The organism is Mesorhizobium sp. PUT5, from assembly GCF_052216645.1.
In the GTDB taxonomy this organism is placed as follows: Bacteria; Pseudomonadota; Alphaproteobacteria; order Rhizobiales; family Rhizobiaceae; genus Mesorhizobium.
This window is the reverse complement of the sequence record NZ_JBQOSO010000001.1, coordinates 56,722-82,072: the sequence shown is the minus strand read 5'-3', so window position 1 is coordinate 82,072 and position 25,351 is coordinate 56,722. Positions and strand designations below refer to the sequence as shown.

General features: G+C 67.4%; 19 protein-coding genes. 17 read left to right on the top strand and 2 right to left on the bottom strand.

Annotated features, from left to right (window positions below):
• Nucleotides 1-12: 12 nt before the first annotated feature.
• Nucleotides 13-3,606 (bottom strand): DUF4082 domain-containing protein, encoded by a 3,594-nt coding sequence (locus tag ACTDI4_RS00380; protein WP_442839235.1) that lies wholly within the window; start codon nt 3,604-3,606, stop codon nt 13-15.
• Between the two features lie 396 nt (nt 3,607-4,002).
• Between ACTDI4_RS00380 and ACTDI4_RS00375 the strand changes: the two genes are divergently transcribed.
• From ACTDI4_RS00375 to ACTDI4_RS00355, 5 genes are all read left to right on the top strand, one after another.
• Nucleotides 4,003-4,944, top strand: coding sequence for a sugar ABC transporter substrate-binding protein (locus ACTDI4_RS00375; protein WP_442839234.1), 942 nt, complete (start codon nt 4,003-4,005; stop codon nt 4,942-4,944).
• 109 nt (nt 4,945-5,053) lie between these two features.
• A complete protein-coding gene (locus ACTDI4_RS00370; protein ID WP_442839457.1) occupies nt 5,054-6,082 on the top strand; it encodes an ABC transporter permease in 1,029 nt (342 codons plus the stop codon).
• Nucleotides 6,083-6,127: 45 nt separating this feature from the next.
• A complete protein-coding gene (locus ACTDI4_RS00365) occupies nt 6,128-6,910 on the top strand; it encodes an ATP-binding cassette domain-containing protein (protein WP_442839233.1) in 783 nt (260 codons plus the stop codon).
• A gap of 91 nt (nt 6,911-7,001) precedes the next feature.
• Complete coding sequence (gene iolG / locus ACTDI4_RS00360; RefSeq protein ID WP_442839232.1) at nt 7,002-7,994, top strand: inositol 2-dehydrogenase; 993 nt, start codon at nt 7,002-7,004, stop codon at nt 7,992-7,994.
• A gap of 23 nt (nt 7,995-8,017) precedes the next feature.
• Nucleotides 8,018-8,812 carry an SDR family oxidoreductase gene (locus tag ACTDI4_RS00355; RefSeq protein WP_442839231.1) on the top strand — a complete coding sequence of 265 codons (795 nt, stop codon included), beginning with the start codon at nt 8,018-8,020 and terminating at the stop codon, nt 8,810-8,812.
• A 30-nt stretch (nt 8,813-8,842) separates the two neighbouring features.
• Here the strand turns inward: ACTDI4_RS00355 and ACTDI4_RS00350 are convergent, their stop codons facing one another.
• A complete protein-coding gene (locus tag ACTDI4_RS00350; RefSeq protein WP_442839230.1) occupies nt 8,843-9,952 on the bottom strand; it encodes a Gfo/Idh/MocA family protein in 1,110 nt (369 codons plus the stop codon).
• 150 nt (nt 9,953-10,102) lie between these two features.
• Between ACTDI4_RS00350 and ACTDI4_RS00345 the strand changes: the two genes are divergently transcribed.
• The 12 genes from ACTDI4_RS00345 (at nt 10,103) to ACTDI4_RS00290 (ending at nt 25,261) form a co-directional block, all read left to right on the top strand.
• Complete coding sequence (locus tag ACTDI4_RS00345) at nt 10,103-10,939, top strand: MurR/RpiR family transcriptional regulator (RefSeq protein WP_442839229.1); 837 nt, start codon at nt 10,103-10,105, stop codon at nt 10,937-10,939.
• A gap of 160 nt (nt 10,940-11,099) precedes the next feature.
• Nucleotides 11,100-13,034: a bifunctional 5-dehydro-2-deoxygluconokinase/5-dehydro-2-deoxyphosphogluconate aldolase gene (locus ACTDI4_RS00340; protein WP_442839228.1), complete on the top strand. Its 1,935-nt coding sequence runs from the start codon at nt 11,100-11,102 to the stop codon at nt 13,032-13,034.
• 19 nt (nt 13,035-13,053) lie between these two features.
• Nucleotides 13,054-14,904, top strand: a complete 1,851-nt coding sequence (iolD, locus tag ACTDI4_RS00335) for a 3D-(3,5/4)-trihydroxycyclohexane-1,2-dione acylhydrolase (decyclizing) (protein ID WP_442839227.1) — start codon at nt 13,054-13,056, stop codon at nt 14,902-14,904.
• Between the two features lie 53 nt (nt 14,905-14,957).
• Nucleotides 14,958-15,875 carry a myo-inosose-2 dehydratase gene (iolE, locus tag ACTDI4_RS00330; protein ID WP_442839226.1) on the top strand — a complete coding sequence of 306 codons (918 nt, stop codon included), beginning with the start codon at nt 14,958-14,960 and terminating at the stop codon, nt 15,873-15,875.
• Nucleotides 15,876-15,894: 19 nt separating this feature from the next.
• Nucleotides 15,895-16,707 carry a 5-deoxy-glucuronate isomerase gene (iolB, locus tag ACTDI4_RS00325; RefSeq protein WP_442839225.1) on the top strand — a complete coding sequence of 271 codons (813 nt, stop codon included), beginning with the start codon at nt 15,895-15,897 and terminating at the stop codon, nt 16,705-16,707.
• 315 nt (nt 16,708-17,022) lie between these two features.
• A complete protein-coding gene (locus tag ACTDI4_RS00320; RefSeq protein ID WP_442839224.1) occupies nt 17,023-18,252 on the top strand; it encodes an MHYT domain-containing protein in 1,230 nt (409 codons plus the stop codon).
• A 249-nt stretch (nt 18,253-18,501) separates the two neighbouring features.
• The gene (locus ACTDI4_RS00315) at nt 18,502-19,365 is read left to right on the top strand and encodes an FAD binding domain-containing protein (protein WP_442839223.1); all 864 of its coding nucleotides are present in this window, start codon (nt 18,502-18,504) and stop codon (nt 19,363-19,365) included.
• A gap of 13 nt (nt 19,366-19,378) precedes the next feature.
• Complete coding sequence (locus tag ACTDI4_RS00310; RefSeq protein WP_442839222.1) at nt 19,379-19,888, top strand: (2Fe-2S)-binding protein; 510 nt, start codon at nt 19,379-19,381, stop codon at nt 19,886-19,888.
• Entirely contained in the window at nt 19,885-22,305 is a 2,421-nt protein-coding gene (locus ACTDI4_RS00305; protein ID WP_442839221.1) for an aerobic carbon-monoxide dehydrogenase large subunit, read from the top strand. Before ACTDI4_RS00310 ends, ACTDI4_RS00305 begins: the two co-directional genes overlap by 4 nt.
• Before the next feature lie 36 nt (nt 22,306-22,341).
• Entirely contained in the window at nt 22,342-23,220 is an 879-nt protein-coding gene (locus ACTDI4_RS00300; protein WP_442839220.1) for an AAA family ATPase, read from the top strand.
• On the top strand, nt 23,217-24,422 hold the full coding sequence (locus ACTDI4_RS00295) for a vWA domain-containing protein (RefSeq protein ID WP_442839219.1): 1,206 nt from the start codon (nt 23,217-23,219) through the stop codon (nt 24,420-24,422). Before ACTDI4_RS00300 ends, ACTDI4_RS00295 begins: the two co-directional genes overlap by 4 nt.
• Before the next feature lie 11 nt (nt 24,423-24,433).
• A complete protein-coding gene (locus ACTDI4_RS00290; RefSeq protein WP_442839218.1) occupies nt 24,434-25,261 on the top strand; it encodes an XdhC family protein in 828 nt (275 codons plus the stop codon).
• The last annotated feature ends 90 nt before the right edge of the window (nt 25,262-25,351 follow it).

Sequence of the window (25,351 nt, the reverse complement as noted above, 5' to 3'; positions counted from 1 at the left end):
CTGCCGCCGGGATCAGGCCGTGCCCTGGTCCGAGACGATCACGTCGACCCAGTAGTTGCATTCGTTGAAAGTATTTGTCGGGAAGCCGCCGGCGCCGTAGCTGTAGACCCCGTTTCCGCCGGCGCTCGCGCTGTCGGGCGCCAGCAATATGCCGCTGGCATGGGCGGTGGCGAAATATCCGGGATCGGCGGAATAGTAGCCGGTGCCGGTGTGGTAGGAGGCCACGTAGACCGTGTTCGCCGATATCGCCACGGGGCTCGCGAAGGTCACCGTCTGCCAGCCGCTCGCGGTCTCGCCGGTGAAGGTGGCGCTGGCCAGCAGCGTTCCCGCGCTGCTCCACAGATTGGCGACATGGGTGCCGGTGTTCTGCGGTCCCTTGTAGAAGCGGATGCCGAGGACCTGCGCATCGCTGCTGCTCTGGAACTTGACGCCGAGCTCCACGGCGTTCGAATCGTCCTCGGTCACCGTGGCCGGCACGTCGCCGAGGCTGAACAGGCTGTAGGTGCTCTGGCCGGCCGGCACGAAAACGACATCGACCCAGTAGTTGGTGGCGTTGTAGCTGTTGACGGGAAAGCTGCTGGACGTGCCGTAGGCGTAGAGGCCGTTGCCGCCGGCAGGGCCGGTCGCGGGCGCCGTCAGCACCCCGCTGGTGTGGCTGGTGGCGAAATAGCCGGCGGTGGCCGAGTAGTAGCCCGCGGGCGCATGGTAGGAGGCGACATAGACGCTGCCGGCACTGATGGCGACCGCCTGCTGCAAGGTCGCCAGTTGCCAGCCGCTGGCCGTTTCGCCGCTGAAGGTGGCGCTGGCCAGCAGCGTTCCCGTGCTGCTCCACAGATTGGCGACATGGGTGCCGGTGTTCTGCGGCCCCTTGTAGAAGAGGATGCCGGTCAACTGCCCGTCGACGGAGGATTCGAACTGGACGCCCAGTTCCACCGCGACATTGTCGTCGACCGTGACGGTTGCCGGAACGTCGGACGGGCTGAACAGGCTCACCGTGGTCTGCCCGCTCGGAATGACGACCAGCCCGGCATTCGCCGAAGCCGTGCCGCCATGGCCGTTGCTGAGCGAATAGACGAAGGAGGCATCGCCGACATAGTCCGTTGCCGGCGTGAATGTCGCGGTGAGGGTTCCGGCGTCGTAGGCCACCGTGCCGTGCGACGGGCTGGATACGCCGCTCACCGAAAGGCTGTAGCCGTTGGGGTCGCTGCCGCCGGCCAGAAGCGCCGTTGCCGGGATGGCCAGCGGCGTGTTCGCGGTGGTCTCGAACCCGCCTATATCGCTGGCGGTGGGCGGAAGGTTTCCCGCGCCGCCCGCCCTGTTGAACACGACGTTGACCCAATAGCCGGAATTGAGGAACGAACTCGTCGGGAAATTGCCGGCCGGGCCATAGACGAACACGCCGTTGCCGGCGCTCGGACCGGACGGGGCGACAAGGGAGCCGATGCTGCGCTGGCTATAGAAATAATTGTAGTCGGCCGAAAAGAAGCCGTTGCTGGAATAGGAAACGACGTAGCTCTGGCCCGCGGTCAGCGTCACGGGGGACGCGAGGCTGGCCTGTTGCCAGCCGCTGGCCGTCTCGCCGGAAAAACTGGCGGTGCCCAGCAGGGTTCCGGCCGCATCCCACAGGTGGCCGACATGCGTGCCGACATTGTTCGGGTTCTTGTAGAACCGGATCGCGCTGACGCTGCCGCCCGTGGTCGCCTTGAACCGAAGCCCCAGTTCGATCGCGTTGCCGTCGTCGCTTGAATAGGTGAAGGGCGCGTCGCGCAACGTGAACAGGCTGACCGTCGCGGCGGGCGTGACGGTGACGGCCACGCCCGTGCCGGGCGTCTCGACATTCATGCTGTCGTCGACGGCGCGGGCCAGGATGGTGTAGCTGCCGGGAAGCAGCGGCTGCCAGGTGAAGGTCCAGGCCGTCGTGCCGGTCGCGGGCTGCCAGGTCGCGCCGCCGTCGGTGGAGACCTCGACCAGCGCGACCAGCCCTGCGGCGTCCGCGGCCGTGCCGCTCACCGTCACCTGCTGCTGCTGGACGAGGCTGGCGCCCGCCGTCGGCGCGGTGATGGTGCATACCGGCGGCGTCAGGTCCGAGGGCGGCGAGGCCGTCACCAGATTGGCCTGCAGCGTCTGCGGCTGCACGCCCATGTCGGCGAACAGGTTGACCATGAACTGCTGGACGTTCGGGTCTTCCGGCGTCGGGACGACAGGCCCGTCATTCGCATAGTCGTGGACGGTGTCCAGCCCGAACGACCAGAACACGGTGCCGGCGCCGAAGACCAGCGCGCCGCTGGGCGCACGGTAGAGTGAAAGCCGGTGGGTGGCTTCGGCCGATCCGACCGTGTTGCCGTAGTCGATGAGATAGGTGTCGACCTCCAGGGTGGTTTCGGACAGATGCACCAGGGCGGCCGGCCGGAAGCCGTTGTCCGGCGATTCGTCCCATTCGTAACCCAGCATGCCCTGCGCCAGGGAGGCCACCTGGCCGGGCTGGATGGAGGCCACGGCCGTGTTGCGCCAGGGCCTCAGCAGCGACGGACCGTAAGGAACGGTGATCGTGTCGGCCCGGAAGGAATCCACCTGGAATATGGTGCCGGTGAGCGCGTTCTCCGGGCGCCCGCCGTCGGATGGCGGACTGAAGCTCGGGTCGCGCCATGTGCCCGTCCATTGGCTGGACGGGTCGATCTTGGCGACTGCGTGTGTCTCCTTGTAGGTCACGAGCGTCCTGTTCGGGGCGCCGGCCGCGTCGGCTTCCCAGCGCGTCTTCCAGTAGACCTCGTTTCCGCTGATGAAGATCAGATGCACGCCGGCGTCGCGCGCGGCCTCCACATTGGCGCGCTGGTCTCCGGACCAGTATTCGTCGTGGCCGACCGACATGAAGACCTTGTAGTCGGTGAGCGGATGCCCGCCCGGCCCGGTATCGACCCCGGCGATGTAGGCGACGTCGAAGCCGTTGCGCTCCAGCCAGCGGATCGCCGCATATTCGCCGCTGAACACGAAGTCCTGGGGGCCGGCATAGGTGCCGATGCCGTCGCGGGTCACGAAAGGCCGGTTGTAGCTGACCTTGTAGGCGCGGCCGTCCGGGCTTGCCGTGGCGTTGCCGCCATAGAGGCTGGCGCCCCCCCAGCCATTATAGGCATGCCAGGTCGTGTCGGAGGTCTGGAAGACGACGTCGCGCGGCACGCCGTCACCGCGCACGATGAATGGAATGTGGCTGGCGCCGGCGGTTGCGTCCTGCCGCACGAGCTTTGCGATGTAGACGCCGGAAACCGCGTCCGACGGCACCGGCCAAGTCGCCGTGACCGACCAGTTGCCGGCGTCCACCAGGCCGATCGCCGGATCGCCCACGGGCGCCGGCTGCACGGAGGCCGTGTTCTGCTGCAGCGTCGCGACTAGGCGCGCGCCGAGGCCGGCGTAGTAGCCGAGGCGGTAGATGTCGATCCGGTAATTGGCGGAATCGGTGTTGATCTTGAAGGAAACCGTCGCGCCCTGATTGGCGCTGATGCTCGTGGCGAAGCCCTGGATGGTGCTGGACGACGGCCCGTCGAGGTCCCATTCGCTCTGGGGATTCCCCGTCTTCTGGTTTTCGATCACAATCGGATTCAGGCCCGCCATCGCAGTAGACTCCTTTTGGGTCACCGGCACGATGAAGTCGGAAGGGCTGCTTGTGCTTGAAGAACGCAGCACGATAGCACGCGCCCCGCGGACTCGCGAGGGCGGAACCGGCCGCATGGTAAAGGTTCGGTTGGAAGCGACCCAGGCGCGTTTACCCAAACCGCCTTCGCCGGCACCGGCACCGGCCGCCCGGGCTCGCCGGAATCCAGCTTGACGTTCGTCCCAAAAATGGAATAAATATTTCAATAAAGGTACATGTTGGTTTTTACGTTCCGCAACACGCTCCGTCCGCCGGTCGTGGCCATGCGGGCGCAGGAAAGGGAGAAATTCCTCCGGGCTACGGGGGATTCCGGGAACAAGGGTGCTGCCGGACACCGAATGTGGAGGAGACGTGACATGAAGAAACTGCTTTTGGGCGCAGCCTTGTCGGCGCTGATGACCGGCTCCGCCTTCGCGGCCAATGTCGGCGTGTCGATGGCGCTTTTCGACGACAATTTCCTCACCGTGCTGCGCAATGGCATGATCGAATACGCCAAGACGCTCGACGGCGTGAACCTGCAGGTGGAGGACGCGCAGAACGACGTGGCCAAGCAGCAGAGCCAGGTGCAGAACTTCATCGCCAGCGGCGTCGACGCCATCATCGTCAACCCGGTCGACACGGACGCCACCGTCGCCCTGTCGAAGATCGCCGCCGATGCCGGCATCCCTCTCGTCTACGTCAACCGCGAGCCGGTGAACGTGAACGAGCTTCCGGCCAAGCAGGCCTTCGTGGCCTCCGACGAGCGCGAATCCGGAACGCTGGAAACGAAGGAGGTCTGCCGGCTGCTCAAGGAAGCGGGCAAGACGCAGGCCAACATCGTCGTCATGATGGGCGAACTGTCCAACCAGGCGGCGCGCCAGCGCACCCAGGACGTTCACGACGTGATCGCCACGCCGGACTGCTCCTTCATGAAGATCGTGGAGGAGCAGACCGCCAACTGGCAGCGCACCCAGGCCTCCGACCTGATGACCAACTGGCTGTCGGCCGGCGTGCAGTTCGACGCCGTCGTGTCCAACAACGACGAGATGGCCATCGGCGCGATCCAGGCGCTCAAGGCCGCCGGCAAGGACACGACCAAGGAGATCATCGGCGGCGTCGACGCCACGCAGGACGCGCTCGCCTCCATGAAGGCCGGCGACCTCAAGGTCACCGTGTTCCAGGATGCGGCCGGCCAGGGCAAGGGCGCGGTCGACGCGGCGCTGAAGATCGCCAAGGGCGAGAAGGTGGACACCAAGGTCTACATCCCGTTCAAGCTGGTAACGCCGGCCAATCTGGATGAGTATTTGTCCAAGAACTGACGCGTCCGGCATTCACGGGGCGGCGCCGGCCGCCGCCCCCGCACGATAACGGCGACACCTCGCCGGGCGCCCGCCGGGCCGACCATGGCATGACCGAGCACGAGGCAGCATCATGACACAGGCGGCAGACGCGACGAGCAAGGTTGCCGAGGCGCGTTCCTCTCGTCACCACCGCCCGGCCGAGATCAACGTGCTCATCGGCCTCGTCGTCATCGCGCTCATCTTCGAGGCGCTGGGCTGGCTGGTCCAGGGCCAGAGCTTCCTGGTCAACGCCGAGCGGCTGCGCATCATGATCCTGCAGGTGTCTGTGGTGGGCATCATCGCCGTCGGCGTCACCCAGGTCATCATCACCGGAGGCATCGACCTGTCGTCCGGCTCCGTGGTCGGCGCCACCGCCATGATCGCCATGAGCTTCGCCCAGGTCAGCACCTATCCGCGGGCCGTGTTTCCCGAACTGACCGACCTGCCGGTGATCGTGCCGATCGCCGTCGGCCTCGGCTGCGGGTTGCTTGCCGGCCTCGTGAACGGGCTCCTCATCGCCTACACCAAGATCCCGCCCTTCATCGCCACGCTGGGCATGATGGTCACGGCCCGCGGCATCGCCAAGTGGTATACCAAGGGCCAGCCGGTCTCCTTCCCCACCGACAGCTATGCGGCGATCGGCGCGGGCATGACGCCGGTGCTCATCTTCATCGCCGTGGCGATCGCCTTCCAGCTTATCCTGCGCTACACGGTCTATGGCCGCCGCACCTATGCCATCGGCTCCAACGAAGAGGCCGCCCGCGTTTCCGGCATCAATGTCGAGCGGCACCTCATACTGGTCTATGTGATCGCGGGCCTGCTGGCCGGGCTGGCCGGCGTCGTGCTTTCGGCGCGGGGGCTCACCGCGCAATCGGGCATGGGCGTCATGTACGAACTGGACGCCATCGCCATGGCGGTCATCGGCGGCACGTCGCTCGCCGGCGGGCGCGGCTCCGTCGTCGGCACCACGCTCGGCATGCTGATCTTCGGCGTCATCATCTCAGGCTTCACCTTCCTGCGCATCGACGCCTACTATCAGGAGATGCTGAAGGGCGGCATCATCGTCGGCGCGGTGGTGCTCGACGTCTACCGCCAGCGCTATCGGGGCCGGGGCTGAAGGCGGCGGCCGGTTTCGCGCAGGCATCTTGCGGGAGGACAGGACATGGGCGACGCGCAAGCGGGCATAATCCTCAGGACGACGGGCCTGGCCAAGCGCTATGGCGGCGTGCATGCGCTGGAGGACGCCGACTTCGAGCTGCGGGCGGGCGAGCATGTCGCCATTGTCGGCGATAACGGCGCGGGAAAATCCACCTTCGTGCGGCAGATCACCGGGGTCGAGCAACCGAGCGCGGGCGAGATCTTCTTCGACGGCAGCAAGGTGGAGTTCAAAAGCCCGATCGAGGCGCGCGACCACGGCATCGAGACCGTGTTCCAGAACCTGGCGCTGGCCGACGATCTCGACGTGCCCTCCAACCTGTTCCTCGGCCGCGAGGAGCGCTACTTCAACCTGGGGCCGTTCAGCATCCTGAACGAGCGCAAGATGCTGTCGGCCGCCCAGGAGGCGCTGCGCACCACGGGCGTGAAGATCCCCGACCTGCGCAACAAGATCCGCAACATGTCCGGCGGCCAGCGGCAATGCGTGGCCATCAGCCGGGCCGCCAGCTTCGCCTCCAAGCTCATCATCATGGACGAGCCGACGGCGGCGCTCGGCGTGCAGGAGACCGCGCAGGTGGAGAACATCATCCGCACCCTGAAGCGCCGCGGCATCCCGCTCATCCTCATCAGCCACAATCTGCGGCAGGTGTTGGACCTCGTCGACCGCATCTGGGTGTTCCGCCGCGGCCGCATCGTCGGCGCCGTGGACCGCGACAAGACCGACGGCAACGAGATCGTCTCGCTCATCACCGGCGTGAAGGCCGGCGTGGACGAGCCGAACTACGCCTGAGCCCGCAATGGACGGAACTGGGCGCCCGCAGGCAGACGGGACGAAATGATCCAGAGAATGCCGGAGACAGGCCGGAGAAAAGAGGTTCGACATGACAGTTCGCTTCGGTCTGCTCGGCGCTGGTCGCATCGGCAAGGTGCATGCGCGCGCCGTTGCCTCCAACGCCAGGGCGCGGCTCGCCGCCGTGGCCGACGCCGTCGAGCAGGCGGCGAAGGACATCTCGGCCGCCTATGGCGCCGACATGCGCACGATCGAGGCCATAGAGAAGGCGTCCGACATCGACGCGGTCGTCGTCTGCACGCCGACCGACACCCATGCCGACCTGATCGAGCGCTTCGCGCGGGCCGGCAAGGCGGTCTTCTGCGAAAAGCCGATCGACCTTGACGTGGCGCGCGTGGAAAGATGCCTTGCCGTGGTGGCCGACACCGGGGCGCCCCTCATGGTCGGCTTCAACCGCCGCTTCGACCCGCACTTCCGGGCCGTGCGCAAGGCGATCGACGACGGCGCGATCGGCACGGTCGAGATGGTCACGATCACCTCGCGCGATCCCGGGCCGCCGCCGCTCGACTATATCGCGCGCTCCGGCGGCATCTTCCGCGACATGACCATCCATGATTTCGACATGGCGCGCTTCCTGCTGGGCGAGGAGCCGGTGGCGGTCAGCGCCCATGCCTCGGTGCTGGTCGACGGCAAGATCGGCGAGGCCGGCGATTTCGACAGCGCCAGCGTCATCCTCGAAACGGCATCCGGCAGGCAGTGCCTGATCTCCAATTCGCGCCGGGCCACCTATGGCTACGACCAGCGCATCGAGGTCCACGGCTCCAGGGGCATGGTGGCGGCGGAGAACCAGCGGCCGGTCTCCATCGAACTCGCCAGCGAGGCGGGCTATACGCGCCCGCCCCTGCACGACTTCTTCATGACCCGCTACATCGAGGCCTATGCCAACGAGATCGCTTCCTTCATCGAGGCGCTGGCGACCGGGACCCGGCCGTCGCCCGGAGGCGAGGACGGCCTGGCGGCGCTGAAGCTGGCCGACGCCGCGCTGCGATCCGTGCGCACCGGCATGGCCGTGCGCCTCGACTGACGCCCGAGAAGAGGGACCGGACGATGAATGGACTGACCGATCGCAATGCCGAAACGCGCGCCATCGTCACCGGCGGCGCGCAGGGCGTCGGCTTTGCCGTGGCCGAGGCGCTGGCCGACGAGGGCTGCAAGGCGCTGGCGCTCGTCGGGCGCTCGCGGGAGAAGGGGGAGCGGGCGGCGGCGGCGCTGGCCGAAAAGGGCGTGGACGCCATCTTCATTGCCGCCGACGTCTCCAGCGTTGCCGATTGCCGGCGCGCGGTGGACATGGCGCTGGCGCATTTCGGCACCGTCAACGCGCTGGTGAACGCCGGGGCCACCTCCGCGCGGGGCTCGCTGACGGATACCGGCGATGAGCTTTTCGACCGCATCTTCGCCACCAATGTGCGCGGGCCCTTCTTCCTCATGCAGGGCGTGGTGCGGCATTTGCTGGAGCGCGGGGCGCCTGGCGCGATCGTCAACGTGCTGTCCATGTCGGCCCATGCCGGCCAGTCCTTCCTGGCGCCCTACTCGGCCAGCAAGGGCGCGCTGATGACGCTCACCAAAAACGTCGCCAACGCCTACCGGCGCAACCGCATCCGCTGCAACGCCGTGCTGCCCGGCTGGATGGACACGGAAGGGGAAGCGATCGTGCAGGCGACGTTTCATGACGCGCCGGCCGACTGGCTGGAGAAAGCGGAGGCCGCGCAGCCGATGGGCCAGCTTGCCAAGCCGGCGCAGCTCGCGCGGCTGATCACCTATATGCTGAGCCCGCATTCCGGCGTCATGACCGGCTCGCTGGTCGATTACGACCAGAACGTCGCCGGCGTCGTCGGGGAATAATCGGGACCTGTCGGCGGCCGCCGGCGAGGATCACCTGACCTTGGCCCACCTGCCCTCTTGGAACGAGCGCGCCATGGCGTGCACGGTGCGTTCGATCTCCAGCCCCTCCGCGAAGCCGATCAGGCGCGCCGGGCGCCCGGCGATGCGCGACAGCAATTCGCGGCATTCGATGATCTTGAGGTCGTTGAAGCCGAGCCCGTGCCCCGGCGCCGGCACGAAGACGCCGTAGGGCTGGTGCTGCGGGCCGATGAGGATGGTGCGGTAGCCCTGTTCGGTCGGCCTGTCGGAGGTGACATAGAGGCGCAATTCGTTGAAGCGCTCCTGGTCGAACAGGATCGACCCGCGCGAGCCGAATATCTGGACAGCGATGCGACCCTTGCGCCCCCAGGCGGCGCGGTTGACCTGCAAGGTGGCCGGCATGCCGTTTTCCAGCCGCATCAGCACGCTGGCGACATCGTAGGTCTCCACAGCCCGCCGGGTACCGTCGGGAGCCCGGCGGTCCGCATAGGGCATGGCCATGTCGCAGATAACGCGCGCGACCCGGCCGAACAGCACCGAGATCAGCGACAGCGGGTGCACGGCGAAATCGTCGAGCGCGCCATAGCCCGAGGCAGCCTCGTGCTTCCAGAAGAACGGCGCGTCGGGATCGGCCATGAAGTCCTCGTCCATCTCGATGCGCAGGTGGTTCACCTCGCCGATGGCGCCCTCCTCCAGCAGCGCGCCGATGTGGCGGACGGCCGGGCTCTGGATATAGTTGTAGCCGAGCACGGCGACCCGGTCCGACGCTTCGGCCGCCCGCGCCATGGCTTCGGCGTCGGCGAAGCCGGGTGCCATCGGCTTTTCGCACCACACATGCTTGCCGGCCCGAAGCGCGGCGATCGCCATCTCCGCATGGAACTGGTTGGGCGCGGTGAGCGAAACGACGTTGACCTCCGGGTCGGCGATCACCGCGCGCCAGTCGCCCGACGCCCTGGCGAATCCGAATTCCTCGGCACGGCGGCGCGCGAGATGCGCGTCGACCTCGCCGAGATGCACCAGCCTCGGCCGGCCGGCTTCCGGAAACACCGCGCCGACGGCGCTCCAGGCGATCGCGTGGCACTTGCCCATGAAGCCCGAGCCGATGAGTCCGACCCCGACCATGCGCGCCTCCCCCGTTCCGCAGACTCGACATGGATTGATTAGTCCATTTTCATTCCAATTGGAATGTATGGCTCATTTTTTATGGCATTCTTGCGCGAGCCCCCTATGATCGGGCACAGAGGCGCGGGTTGAGGATCGAGCGGAACGAATATGGAAGAACGGGTGCCCCGCGAATTCGATACGCTGCGCGCGACCATCCTCGAGCGGCGGGAGGTCCTGCCCAGGCGCATCGCGCAGATCGCCGCCTACGCGCTGGACAATCCCGACGACATCGCCTTCGGCACGGCGGCGAGCATCGCCGCCGCCGCCGGCGTGCAGCCGTCCACGCTGGTCCGCTTCGCCCAGCAGTTCGGCTTCGACGGCTTCACCAGCCTGCAGTCCGTATTCCGGGAACGCCTGCGCGAGCGCAACTCCTCCTATGACGAGCGGCTGGCGGCGCTGCGCGAGAAGGCGGAGGGCGAAGGCGGGCACCGCGCCATCCTCGAAGGTTTCGTCACCGCCGCCGTCACCTCGCTGGAGGACGTCTCGCGCGCACTGGACGAGAAACGCCTGGAAAAGGCGATCGCGCTGCTGGCGCAGGCGGGAACGATCCATGTGCTGGCCAGGCGCCGGTCCTATCCGGTCGCGTCCTATATCGCCTATGCGCTCGGCAAGCTGCGCATCAGGAACCAGCTCATCGAATCCGCGGCCGGGCTGAGCGCCGAGATGATCGGCTTCGCCACGGCGCAGGACGCGGCCATCGTCGTCAGCTTCTCGCCCTACGCGCCGACCACGGTGGAAGAGGCCCGGGCCCTGTCGGAACAGGGCGTTCCCATCGTGGCCATCACCGACAGCGCCTTCTCGCCGCTCGCGCAATTCGCCTCGATCTGGTTCGAAGTGGCCGAGGCCGACTTCGCCGGCTTCCGCTCGCTCTCGGCCACGATGGCTCTGGCCATGGCGCTGAGCGTCGGCGTGGCGGAAAAACGCCGCAGCGGCGGCCGTCCCTGACGGCCGCCTCCCCGTTCCAGAAATGAATATTCGTTCTATCTTGACTATATTTTGGAATTAATATTTCATATCTGCGGGTATGCCTCCGGGCCGTCCGACATCCAAACGACAGGGTCCCGACCCTCCAGCAGGTCCTGACCCGGGTTGCCGGGAGTTGCGCATGAGCGAAGCCGCAGGAACGATCACCGCGCCGCTTGACGTCATCGCTATCGGCCGCAGCTCCGTCGACCTCTACGGGCAGCAGATCGGCTCCCGCCTGGAGGACGTCGCCTCCTTCGCCAAGTCGGTCGGCGGCTGCCCCGCCAATATCGCCATCGGCACGGCGCGGCTGGGCCTGCGCTCGGCGCTGCTCTCCCGCGTCGGCGACGAGCAGATGGGGCGCTTCGTCCGCGAGCAACTCGTGCGCGAAGGCGTGTCGGTCGAGGGCCTCGGGACCGACCCCGAGCGCCTTACCGCGCTGGTGCTGCTGTCGGTGGAGGCCGAGGGCGTGTCGCCGATGATCTTCTATCGCAGCGACTGCGCCGACATGGCGCTGTCGGAAGAGGACGTGGACGAGGCTTTCGTCGCGTCCGCGCGCGCCGTGGTCGTCACCGGCACGCATTTTTCCCGGCCCGGCCCCGCCGCCGCCCAGCGCAAGGCCATGCGGATCATGAAGGCCAATGGCGGGAAGGTGGTGTTCGACATCGACTACCGGCCCAACCTGTGGGGGCTGGCCGGCCATGCCGAGGGTTTCGGGCGCTACGTCCGGTCCGACCGCGTTTCGTCGGAAATGAGGACGGTGCTGCCCGACTGCGACCTCATCGTCGGCACCGAGGAGGAGGTGCTGATCGCCTCCGGCGAGACGGACCTGCCGGCGGCGCTGAAGGCGATCCGGGCGCTGTCGCAGGCGACCATCGTGCTGAAGCGGGGGGCGATGGGCTGCATCGTCTATGACGGGCCGATCAGCGACGACCTGGAGGACGGCATCGTCGGCGACGGCTTTCCGATCGAGGTCTACAACGTGCTCGGCGCGGGCGACGCCTTCATGTCCGGCTTCCTGCGCGGCTGGCTGGGCGGCGAAAGCCTCGGCACCGCCGCCACCTGGGCCAATGCGTGCGGGGCGTTTGCCGTGTCGCGCCTGCTGTGCTCGCCGGAATACCCGACCTTCGAGGAATTGCGGTTCTTCCTCGACAATGGCAGCCCGCACCACGCCCTGCGCAAGGACGAAGCCGTCAACCACGTTCACTGGGCGACGACGCGGCGCGGGCGCATTCCCCTTCTGATGGCGTTCGCCTGCGACCACCGGGTCCAGTTCGAGGCCCTGGCACGGAAGGCGGGAACGGATGTCTCCCGCATCAACGCCTTCAAGATATTGGCCGTGAAAGCCGCCGCGCAGGTGGCTGCCGGCCGCGAAGGCTACGGCATGCTGGTCGACGAGAGATACGGCCGCGAAGCCGTGTTCGAATTTGCCCGGCATTCCTTTTCGTGGCTGGGCCGCCCCGTAGAACTGCCGGGCTCGCGGCCGCTGCGCTTCGAATTCTCGCAGGACATCGGCTCGCAGCTCGTGGAATGGCCGGTCGGCCATTGCATCAAATGCCTGTGCTTCTATCATCCCGACGATCCGCCGGAGCTGAAGGCGGAGCAACGGGAAAAGCTGCGCGCCCTGTTCGAGGCCGCCCGCAGGGTGGGACGGGAGCTGTTGATCGAGATCATCGCCGGCAAGCACGGACGGCTCGACGCCACGACCGTGCCGCGCGCGCTGGAGGAGCTTTACGCGATGGGCATCAGGCCCGACTGGTGGAAGCTGGAACCCCAGGCCTCGGCGGCGGCATGGGCCGATATCGAAGCCACCATCCGCAGGCACGATCCCTGGTGCCGCGGCGTCGTCCTGCTCGGCCTGGAAGCCCCGCAGGACGAGCTGGAAGCCGCCTTTGCCGCCACGGCGCAGGCGTCCGTCGTCAAGGGTTTCGCGGTCGGGCGCACCATCTTCAGTCATGCCGCCGAGGAATGGTTCGCCGGCCGGATGAGCGACGAGGCGGCCGTGACCGACATGGCCGCGCGCTTCGGGAAGCTCACCGAAGCCTGGCTTGGCGGGCGACGCGGCAGGGCGGCATGAGACAGCGCAGGAGACGACCATGACCGAGACGATCCGCCTGACCGCGGCGCAGGCGCTCACCCGCTTCATGACGCGCCAAATGACCCAGATCGACGGAACGAAGGTGCCGATCTTCGGCGGCGTATGGGCGATCTTCGGCCACGGCAACGTGGCGGGCCTGGGCGAGGCGCTGTACGGCGTGCGCGAGGCGCTGCCCACCTTCCGCGCCCATAACGAGCAGGCCATGGCGCATGCGGCCATCGCCTTCGCCAAGGCAAGCTTCCGCCGCCGCTTCATGGCGGCCACCAGTTCCATAGGCCCGGGCGCGACGAACATGGTGACGGCGGCCGCCCTTGCCCATGTCAACCGCCTGCCCGTGCTGCTGCTGCCCGGCGATGTGTTCGCCAGCCGCGTGCCGGAGCCGGTGCTGCAACAGGTGGAGGATTTCGGCGACGGCACCGTTTCGGCCAATGATTGCTTCCGCCCGGTCTCCCGCTATTTCGACCGCATCACCCGGCCGGAGCAGGTGGTTCCGGCCCTTTCCCGCGCCATGCAGGTGCTGACCGATCCGGCCGAATGCGGGCCGGTGACGCTGGCGTTCTGCCAGGACGTGCAGGCCGAGGCCTACGACTATCCCGAAAGCTTCTTCGCCGAGCGGCTATGGCTGCCGCGCCGGGCGCGGCCCGACCGCGGCGAGCTTGCTGCGGCGACGCAGGTGCTCAAGGCGGCGAACAAGCCGCTAATCGTGGCCGGCGGCGGCGTGCTCTATTCGCAGGCCTGCGCCGAACTGGCGGCCTTCGCGGACGCCACCGGCATCCCGGTCTGCGAGACGCAAGGGGGCAAGTCCGCCCTGCCCGACGACCACCCGCTCAACATGGCGGCCATCGGCGTCACCGGCACCTCGGCCGCCAACCGCCTGGCCGCGGACGCAGACGTGATCCTGGCCGTCGGCACCCGCCTGCAGGACTTCACCACCGGCTCGTGGGCCCTGTTCCGCAACCGGGACAAGACGATCATCGGGCTCAACGTCCAGCCCTTCGACGCCGGCAAGCACCGCGCCCTGCCGCTGGTGGCCGATGCACGCGAAGCGCTGGCCGAACTCTCCGCCGCGCTGGCGGGCTGGACGGCGCCCGCCGACTGGACGGCGAACGCCGAAGAAGGCAAGCGCGCATGGCGGGCCGAAGCGGCGAAGGCGACCGCCTCCACCAACGCCGCCCTCCCCTCCGACGCGCAGGTCATCGGCGCCGTGCAGCGCGTCATGGGCGCCGAGGCCACGGTGCTGCATGCAGCCGGCGGCCTGCCCGGCGAGATGCACAAGCTGTGGCAGGCCGGCGCACCTGGCTCCTACCATTCCGAATACGGCTTCTCGGCCATGGGCTACGAGATCGCCGGCGGCCTCGGCGCCAAGATGGCGCGGCCGGAGCAGGAGATCGTCGTCATGGTCGGCGACGGCTCCTACCTGATGATGAACTCCGAGATCGCCACCTCCGTCATGCTCGGGCTGAAGCTCGTGATCGTCCTGCTCGACAATCGCGGCTTCGGCTGCATCAACCGGCTGCAGGTTGCGACCGGCGGCGCCTCCTTCAACAATCTTCTGAAGGACGCCCGCCACGCGACGCTGCCTGCCGTCGATTTCGCCGCCCATGCCGCCAGCCTCGGCGCCGTCTCGCGCAAGGTCTCGTCCATCCCCGAGCTGAAATCGGCGCTCGAGGCGGCAAGAAGCAACGACCGCACCACCGTGGTCGTCATCGAGACGGACCCGCTGGCCAGCACCGGGGCGGGCGGCCACTGGTGGGACGTGGCGGTGCCGGAGGTCAGCCCGCGCCGAGAGGTCAATGCGGCGCGCAGGGAGTATGAGGCAAGACGGCGCATGCAGAGAGTGGGCGATTGAGCCCGTCCGGAAAAGACGCCGCCTGCCGGACGATTTGAAACTGGAGCAATGACGTGAAAGCCAGGCTGGGAATGTCGCCGATCGCGTGGTGGAACGACGACCTCGCCGAACTGAGCGACGACGTGTCGCTGGAGGAGTGCCTGCGCCAGTCGCGCTCGGCGGGCTTCACCGGCATGGAGATGGGTCGCCGCTTCCCCACGGACCCCGCCGTGATGCTGCCGATCCTGAAGGCGGCGGACGTGACGCTGTGCGGCGGCTGGTTCTCCGGCACGCTGGTCGACGAGGACCTCGCGGCCAACAAGGACCGCATCCTGCCGATGATCGAGCTGTTCAAGGCGGTGGACGCGCCCTGTATCGTCTATGGCGAAGTCGGCCGCTCCATCCAGGGCGACCGCGCCAGGCCGCTCGCCACCAAGCCGAGGCTCTCCGACGACGAGATGCCGGCCTATGCAAGGAAGGTGACCGCTTTCGGCGAATGGTGCGCCGGGCAGGGCATGCCGCTTTCCTATCACCACCACATGGGCGCGGTGGTGGAAACCGAGCCGGAGCTGGATGCCTTCATGCGCCATTCGGGCGAAGCTATCCCGCTGCTGCTCGACGCCGGGCACCTCGCCTTCGCCGGCGGCGACGTGCTGCGGGCCATCGACAACCACCACCGCCGCATCAACCATGTGCATGTCAAGGACGTGCGCATGGAAGTGATCGACGGCCTCGACCGCGGCACGCAATCCTTCCTCGACGCGGTGGCGCTGGGCGCCTTCACCGTGCCCGGCGACGGCTCGCTGGATTTCGGTGCGATCGTGCAGAGGTTCGCCGATCATGGCTACGAAGGCTGGTTCGTGGTCGAGGCCGAGCAGGATCCGAGGAAGAACCCGCCTCTGAGGATGGCGCAGGTGGGCCACAGGGAACTGATGCGGGTGATGGCCGAGGCCGGCTACACGGTCGAGGCGCGCGGCTTTCCTGCCGGCTGAGGCGAGAAAGGACGAGACGATGTCGAAACTTCTCCTGAAGGCAGACCGCGGCCATGGCCGCGTCGCCCATGTGACGCCGGAAAGCGCCGGCTGGACCTATGTCGGTTTCGACCTCCACCGGCTGCGGCCGGGCGAGACCGTGACGGCCGGCACCGGCGAGCGCGAGGCCTGCCTCGTCTTCATCGCCGGCACCGGCAGGGCAAGCGCCGCCGGCAGGGATTTCGGCCTGCTGGGCGGGCGCATGTCGCCCTTCGACGGCAAGCCCTGGTCGCTCTACGTTCCGCAGGGCACGGATTGGGCGGTTACGGCCGAGACCGGACTGGAACTGGCGGTCTGCTCGGCGCCCGGCCTCGGCGGCGGATTGCCGGCGCGCGTCATCGGCCCGGACGATCTCGGCCAGGAGGTGCGCGGCAAAGGCACGAACACGCGCTACGTCACCAACATCCTGCCCGAGGCAGAGCCGGCGGATTCGCTGCTCGTGGTCGAAGTCATGACGCCGGGCGGGCATACCTCCTCCTATCCGCCGCACAAGCACGACCGCGACGCCCTGCCGGCCGAATCCTATTTGGAAGAGACCTACTACCACCGCATCAACCCGCCGCAGGGGTTCGCTTTCCAGCGCGTCTACACCGATGCCGGCGACGAGGGCGTGCGCGCGCTGGACGAGGCGATGGCGGTGGAGGACGGCGACGTGGTGCTGGTGCCGAAGGGCTATCACCCCTGTGCCGCCTGTCATGGCTACGACCTCTATTACCTCAACGTCATGGCCGGGCCGAAGCGGACGTGGAAGTTCCACAACGCCCCCGAACACGAATGGCTGCTGAAAGGCTGAGGGTGACGGGCGAGATAGCGCGCGCATGCGTCTCGCTGGCGGATCTTTGCTCGGGCGCGCATTAGACCATGATGTCGAAAAGTGTGAAGCGGTTTTCGGACGACACCATGGTCTATCTGATTGGTTTTTCCGCATGTGTGCGACGCCAGGTGACTCCACTTGGCTGCAACATGCTCTAGATCCGGCAGCCCAGCCGGCTTCCCGCCTCTTCATGATGTGATCCGCGGCCGCACGTTGCAAAAGCGGTTTCGGCTTGTAGACTTGCGGCCAGGGAGGAGCCCGGCGGACAGCGAATGCCCGCCGGCGGGTATCGCCATGTTCACAGGGCACAATCCTTACCTGGTCGCGCTATCGGTGGCGATCGCGATTCTGGGAGGGTATACGGGTTTCGGGCTTGCGGCCCGCGTGCGCGACACGCCGGGCGCGAGGCGTCGCCTGCTGCTGGCCGGGGCCGCGCTTTTCCTCGCGGTCAGCATCTGGACGATGCATTTCATCGGAGTCCTTGCCGCCCCCATTCCGCCGGACGCGGTCTATCTCGTGCTGCCCACCATCACCTCGTTCCTGATCTGCGCGCTGGTGGTGGGCCTGTCTCTGTTCTTCGTTTCCGTCGGCGAACCTTCCACCCCGCGCGTCATTGCCTCGGCCCTGCTGCTCGGTGCCGGCATCGTGTCCATGCACTATGTCGGCGTGCATGGCCTGGCAGGCGACTTCCATGTCGAGCATGACCCGGCGATCGTGGCGCTCTCGGTGCTGATCGCCGTGGGCGCCGGCTATGGCGGCCTGCGCATCTTCCTCGCCCGCCACGGCGGCACGCGGCTCGTGCTCAGCGCCGTCGCCTTCGGCATCGCGGTCTCCGGCATGCACTACACGGCCATGTACGGCATGCATTTCGTGCCCGGCGGCAGCGGCCACGACCTGCATATCGCCATGGGGCCGGTGGCCTCGCCGCAGATGCTGGCGTTGATCGTGGTGCTGCTGTGCTTCCTCATCGCCGCAGGCTTTCTGCTGTTCCTCGTGCCCGAGCCACGCGCGCGCGGCGGCCCCCTTCCTGCCGATCCCGTCGAGGAAGGCGACGCCTTTGCATTGGAAACCGAGGCGATGCCGGAGACCGAGGCGCCGGCCCGCCCGAGCGCCCCGCAGGCGCAACGCCCCCTGCCTCTGCGCGGGCTCGGCCTGCCGCGCATCGTGCCCGTGCCGCGCATACCGGTGGAAGCCGCCGACGGCATCCATTTCATCGACGTCGCGCAGGTGAGGAGCATCCGCGCCGACGCCCACTACACGCAGGTGCACGACGGCACCCGCGAGCGCATGTGCGCATGGTCGATCTCGCAGGCCGAGACGCAGCTCGACCCCGCCGTCTTCCTCCGCGTGCACCGCTCGCACATCGTCGCCATCCCGCATGTCGCGCTGATGCGGAAGGAGGGCGACGGCGCGGTGGTCGAGCTGGACGGCGCGGTCCGGCACCTGGTGCCCGTCAGCCGTGCCAAGATCGCCGAACTGCGCGTGCGGCTCGGCCTCCTGCCCAGGCACCACCACGTTTCCTAGCCTCCTGCACCCGACGGATGCCGGGCGCCGCGCAAATGCGGCAAAAGCAGTCGAACAGGACAGCGGAAGGTCAGGCAAGCTGACGCAGTTCATGCCCGAAAAGCCGCGTTTGGTGTGAAATCGCGCTGTTCGTGCCGCGTGCGCGGGGGCGGACTTGCATGTGCCGCACGGCAGGAACACGCTTTCCTCCGCATGTCCGAACGGCCTGGAAACAAAAGAAAATGTGCCGGCGGACGCGGAGGAGAAGACATGATTCCGGGACCGTTTACCTATCATCGTCCGGGCAGCGTGGCCGATGCGGTCAAGCTGCTGGCCGATTTCGGCGATGCGGCGAGGCCGCTTGCCGGCGGACACAGCCTCGTTCCGATGATGAAGCTGAGGCTGGCGACGCCGGACCATCTGGTCGATCTGCACGCCATCGGTGAGTTGAAGGGTATCGAGCGGCAGGGCGACCGCATCGTCATCCGCGCCATGACCACCCAACAGGAACTGCTGGCCTCGCAAGAGATCGCATCCTCCCTGCCGATCCTGCACGAGGCGGCCCTGCAGGTGGCCGACCCGCAAGTGCGCTATCGCGGCACGGTCGGCGGCAATGTCGCCAATGGCGACCCGGGCAACGACATGCCCGCGCTGATGATGACGCTGGGCGCCGACTACGAGCTGCAGGGGCCGGACGGCGCCCGCACGGTCGCCGCCCGCGACTTCTACCAGGGCGCCTATTTCACCGCGCTGGAGCCGGGTGAAATCCTGACCTCGGTTTCCGTGCCGGTGCCGCCCGCCGGCCACGGCTACGCCTATGAGAAGCTGAAACGCAAGGTCGGCGACTACGCCACGGCGGCCGCCGCCGTGGTGCTGACCATGAGCGGCGGCAAGGTCGCGTCCTGCGCGATCGGCCTCACCAACCTTTCCGAAACGCCGCTGCTGGCCGAGGACGCCGCACAGGCGGCGGTCGGCACCAGCCTCGACGACGCCGCGCTGAAGAAGGCCGCCGACGCCGCCCGGGCGATCATGGAACCGGCCGGCGACGGGCGCGGCCCCGTCGAATACCGCACTTATGTCGGCGGCATCATGGTGGCGCGTGCGCTGAAGCGCGCCGCCGACCGCGCCGCGTAAGGGAGGAAAGCATATGGCCCAGGCAAAAAAGACCCAGGTCAGCATGAAGGTGAACGGCGTCGAGGTCGAAGGGCTGGTCGAGCCGCGCACATTGCTGGTCCATTTCATCCGCGAGAATTTGCAGCTCACCGGCACCCATATCGGCTGCGAGACGACGCATTGCGGCGCCTGCACCGTGGATATGGACGGCATGTCGGTGAAGAGCTGCACGATCTTCGCCGTGCAGGCCGAAGGCGCCGAGATCAACACCATCGAGGGCATGGCCAATCCCGACGGCACCCTGTCGGCGCTGCAGGAAGGCTTCCGCCAGATGCACGGCCTGCAATGCGGCTTCTGCACGCCGGGCATGATCATGCGCGCCCACCGCCTGCTCAAGGAAAACCCCAACCCGACCGAAGCGGAGATCCGCCTCGGCATTTCCGGCAATCTGTGCCGCTGCACCGGCTACCAGAACATCGTCAAGGCCATCCAGTACGCGGCGGCCAAGATGAACGGCGTCGAATTCAAGGAGGCCGCGGAATGAACGACATGACCCCCACGCGCGAACAGCGCGAAGCGAAGCTGGAAGGTCTCGGCTGCCGGAGGAAGCGGGTGGAGGACATCCGCTTCACGCAGGGGCGCGGCAATTATGTGGACGACCTGAAGCTGCCGGGCATGCTGCATGGCGACTTCGTGCGCTCGCCCTATGCCCATGCGCGGGTGAAGTCGATCGACAAGGACGCGGCGCTCAAGATACCCGGCGTGCTCGCCGTCCTGACGGCGGAGGACCTGAAGGGCGTCAACCTCGCCTGGATGCCGACGCTGGCCGGCGACGTGCAGATGGTGCTGGCTGACGGCAAGGTGCTGTTCCAGGGCCAGGAGGTCGCCTTCGTCGTGGCCACCGACCGCTATGCGGCCGACGACGGCATCAACGCCGTCGAGGTCGAATATGAGGCGCTGCCGGTGCTGGTCGATCCCTTCAAGGCGCTGGAGCCGGATGCCCCGGTGCTGCGCGAGGACATCAAGGACAAGAAGGACGGCGCGCACGGCCCGCGCAAGCACTACAACCATATCTTCGAGTGGACGGTCGGCGACAAGGACCTCACCGACGCGGCGCTCCGCAAGGCGGAGGTGACCATCAAGGAGACGATCTCCTACCAGCGCGTGCACCCCTCGCCGCTGGAAACCTGCCAGTGCGTCTGCTCCTTCGACAAGGTCAAGGGCGAGCTGACCATCTGGGGCACCTTCCAGGCGCCGCATGTCATCCGCACCGTGGTGTCGCTGATCGCCAAGCTGCCGGAACAGAAGATCCACGTCATCTCGCCCGACATCGGCGGCGGCTTCGGCAACAAGGTCGGCGCCTATCCGGGCTATATCTGCGCGGCGGTCGCCTCCATCGTCACCGGCAAGCCGGTCAAATGGGTGGAGGACCGCATCGAAAACCTCACCTCCACCTCCTTCGCGCGCGACTATCACATGACGGTGGAACTCGCCTCGACGAAGCAAGGCAAGCTCACCGGCCTGCGCGTGCATGTGCTGGCTGACCACGGCGCCTTCGACGCCTGCGCCGACCCGTCGAAATGGCCGGCCGGCTTCTTCAACATCGTCACCGGCTCCTACGACATTCCGGTCGCGCATCTGGCAGTGGACGGCGTCTACACCAACAAGGCGCCGGGCGGCGTGGCCTATCGCTGCTCCTTCCGCGTGACGGAAGCCGCCTATTGCATCGAGCGCGCCATGGACATCCTCGCCCAGAAGCTGGGCATGGACCCGGCCGAACTGCGGCTGAAGAATTTTGTCCGCCCCGAGCAGTTTCCGTATCACTCGGCGCTGGGCTGGGAATATGATTCCGGCGACTACGCCACCGCCATGAAGAAGGCGATGGAAAGCGTAGAATATGCCGAGCTGCGCAAGGAGCAAGCCGAGAAGCGCGAAGCTTTCAGGCGCGGCGAGACGCGCGAGATCATGGGCATCGGCGTGTCCTTCTTCACCGAGATCGTCGGCGCGGGGCCATCGAAGAATTGCGACATCCTCGGCATCGCCATGTTCGATTCCTGCGAGATCAGGCTGCACCCGACCGGCGCCGGGATCGCCCGCATGGGCACCAAGAGCCAGGGCCAGGGCCACGAGACAACCTGGGCGCAGATCATCGCCTCGGAGATCGGCATCCCGGCCGACGACATCATGGTGGAGGAAGGCAACACCGACACCGCGCCCTACGGGCTCGGCACCTACGGCTCGCGCTCCACGCCCGTGGCGGGCGCGGCGATCGCCATGGCCGCGCGCAAGATCAAGGCCAAGGCGCAGATGATCGCGGCCTACAAGCTGGAAGTCCACGAGGACGACCTGGAATGGGATATCGACGGCTTCCGCGTGAAGGGCCTGCCGGAAAAATTCCTCGGCATGAAGGATATCTGCTGGATCGCCTACAATTCGCCGCCGCCCGGCATGGAGCCGGGGCTGGAGGCCGTGAGCTACTACGACCCGCCCAACATGACCTACCCCTTCGGCGCCTATATCTGCGTCATGGACATCGACGTCGACACCGGCGTCTACAACGTCCGCCGCTTCTACGCGCTGGACGATTGCGGCACCCGCATCAACCCGATGATCATCGAGGGCCAGGTGCATGGCGGGCTGACGGAAGCCTTCGCCATCGCCATGGGCCAGGAGATCCACTACGACGATGTCGGCAACGTTACCACCGGCTCGTTCATGGATTTCTTCCTGCCGACGGCGGTGGAAACGCCGCATTGGGAAACGGACTTCACCGTGACGCCCTCGCCGCATCACCCGATCGGCGCCAAGGGTGTCGGCGAAAGTCCCAATGTCGGCGGCGTGCCATGCTTCTCCAACGCCGTCAACGACGCCTTCTCCTTCCTCGGCTCGACCCATATCCAGATGCCGCACGACTTCTGGCGCAACTGGAAGGCGGCCAAGGAGCTGGGCGTGGTGGGATAGGCGGGCTCGTCCAGTGCGAAGGAGCGCGGTGCTCCCATGACCCTCTCCCGCGATGACATCGCCGCGCGCCTCGCCGAAGCCGGCTATATCGCCGATGCGGAGCTTGCCACCGCCATCGCCATGCAGCAGCTCCTGAAGCGGCCGCTGCTGCTCGAAGGCGAGGCCGGCGTCGGCAAGACGGAAGTGGCCAAGGCGCTCGCCCATGTGCACGACGCCGAGCTGATCCGCCTGCAATGCTACGAGGGCCTGGACCAGTCGGCCGCGCTCTACGAATGGAACTACCAGCGGCAGCTTCTCGCCATCGAGGCTCATAAGGACACCAGCGATCCGGACCGCATAGAGGACGAGGTGTTTTCGGAAAAATACCTGCTGGAGCGGCCGCTGCTGGCCGCCATCCGCCGCCAGCGTCCGCCGGTCCTGCTCATCGACGAGGTCGACCGGGCCGACGAGGAGTTCGAGGCCTTCCTGCTGGAGCTGCTGTCGGATTTCCAGGTCACGATCCCCGAAATGGGCACGGTGAAGGCCACCGCCGTCCCGCATGTGGTGCTGACCTCCAACGGCACGCGCGAACTGTCGGACGCGCTGCGCCGCCGCTGCCTCTACCACTATGTCGACTATCCCGATACCGAGCGCGAGGCGCGCATCATCATGGCGCGCATTCCTGGTGCCGGGGCTTCGCTCTCGCTCCAGATCGCGCGCATGGTGGAGCGCATCCGCAAGGAGGACCTGCGCAAGGTGCCGGGCGTGGCCGAGACGCTGGACTGGGCCGCCGCGCTCGTCGGCCTCGACGTGCGCGACCTGCACGAGCAGCCGGAGACCGTGCACGAAACGCTGATGTGCCTCCTGAAGACCCGCGAGGACAGCGCCCGCATGACGCGCGAGGTCACCGAGCGGCTGCTGGGGAGGGTGGCATGAGCTGCTGCGGCACGCCTCCCACGCTTGACGAGATGGACGAGGTCTCCCGCCTCCTTTCGGGCAGGCTCGCGGCCTTCCTGAAGACGCTGCGCGCCAATGCCTTTGCGGTGGGCCTGCGCGAGGGGCAGGACGCGGCGGCGCTTCTGGCGGCCGGCTACGGCGGAAGGCCCGGCCTGCTGCGCTCCGCCTTCAAGCATCTTTTCAGCGCCCGCAAGTCCGACTGGGAGAAGTTCGACGGGATCTTCGACGCCTTCTGGCTGCGCCGGCGCGTGCGTTCGCGCATCGCGGCGGCAGGCGGTTCGGCGGAAAATGCGCGCAATCCGTCGGTCAGGACGCTCCAGGACGCGGCTGCCTCCGCTGGCGGCGCCCTCGACCAGATCCCATCCGCCGACGAAGCGGACCCGCAGCAGCGGACCGGCGAGGGCCGCGCGGAGGGGGCTTCGCGCGCGGAAAACATCGCGACCACGGATTTCCGCAGGTTCTACGACCCGGCCGATGTTGCGGAAGCCCACGCCGTCGCCGCCCGGCTCGCCCGCGTCATGCGCACGCGCCTCACCCGGCGCGACCTTGCCCGCCGCCGCGGCTGGCGGCTGGACCTGCGCCGCACCATCCACCGCAATGTCAGCCATGGCGGCGTGCCGGTCTCGCTGGTGATGCGCCGGCGCAAGCAGAAGCCGCTGAGGCTCATCGTCCTGCTGGACGCCTCCGGCTCCATGAGCATGTATACCGGCGTCTTCCTGCGCTTCATCCATGGCGTCCTGGACGAATTCCGCGAGGCCGAGGCCTTCCTTTTCCACACGCGGCTTGCCCATGTCTCTGACGCGATGAAGGAGAAGGACGCCGCCCGCGCGCTCGACCGTCTTTCGGTGATGGCGCAGGGCGCAGGCGGCGGCACGAAGATCGGCGAAAGCCTTGCCACCTTCAACCGCTGGCATGCCGCGCGCGTCATCCATTCGCGCACCTGCGTGATGATCGTTTCCGACGGCTACGAGACGGGCGACGCCGGCCTGCTCGGCCGCGAGATGGCGCAGCTTGCGCGGCGCTGCCGCCGCATCGTGTGGCTGAACCCGATGATGGGCTGGGAGGGCTATGCCCCGGAAGCGGCCGGCATGAAGGCCGCGCTTCCCCATGTCGATCTGCTGGCGCCGGCGCATACGCTCAAAAGCCTCGCGGCGCTCGAACCTTACCTGGCCAAATTGTGACGGAGGCGAAAATGACCGCCCATGTCGATGTGCTGGACCTCGTTTCCCGCCTGAAGGCGGCGGAAGAGCCCTTCGTGCTGGCAACCGTGGTTCGTACCGTTTCGGTGACGGCGGCCAAGGCCGGCGCCAAGGCCCTCATCCGGCCGGACGGCCGCATCGAGGCAGGCTGGATCGGCGGCGGCTGCGCGCGCGGCGCCACCTTGAAGGCCGCGCGCCAGGCCCTTGCCGATGGCCGGTCGCGGCTGATCTCGATCCAGCCGGAGAACCTGCTGGCGGAACTGGGCGTGAAGCCGGGCGACGACCGCGACGGCATCGAATTCGCCAAGAACATGTGCCCGTCCAGGGGAACGATGGATATCTTCATCGAGCCCGTGCTGCCGCACCCTGCGCTCGTGGTGCTCGGCTCCAGCCCCGTTGCCGTGGCGCTGGTCGAACAGGCCCAGCCTCTCGGCTTCCACGTCACGCTGGCGGCGCCCTTCGCCGAATTCGACACCCTGCCGCAGGCCGACGACCTGGTTGACGGCTTCGGCATCGAAGCATCGCCGGGCGTGCGCCGCTTCGTCGTGGTGTCCACGCAGGGCAAGGGCGACGAGGCCGCGCTGAAAGCCGCGCTGGCCATCGAGGCCGATTATCACGGCTTTGTCGGCAGCCGGCGCAAGATGGCCTCGCTGCGCGAGAAGCTTGTCGCGGACGGCCTTGCAGCCGCAAGGATCGACCATGTCAAGGCGCCGGCCGGCCTCGACATCGGCGCCATCACGCCTGAGGAGATCGCGCTGTCGATCCTGTCGGAGATCATCCTCGAACGCCGGCACGGGCAGCGCGCCCAGCTCACGACCTAGGGTCAGAACCTGTTAATTTGGCTGGAATGGTCGGACCGCCCGTGAGCCCGTACCTCCGCCCGCTCAAACCCTCGATTTCGGCGTTCTTGA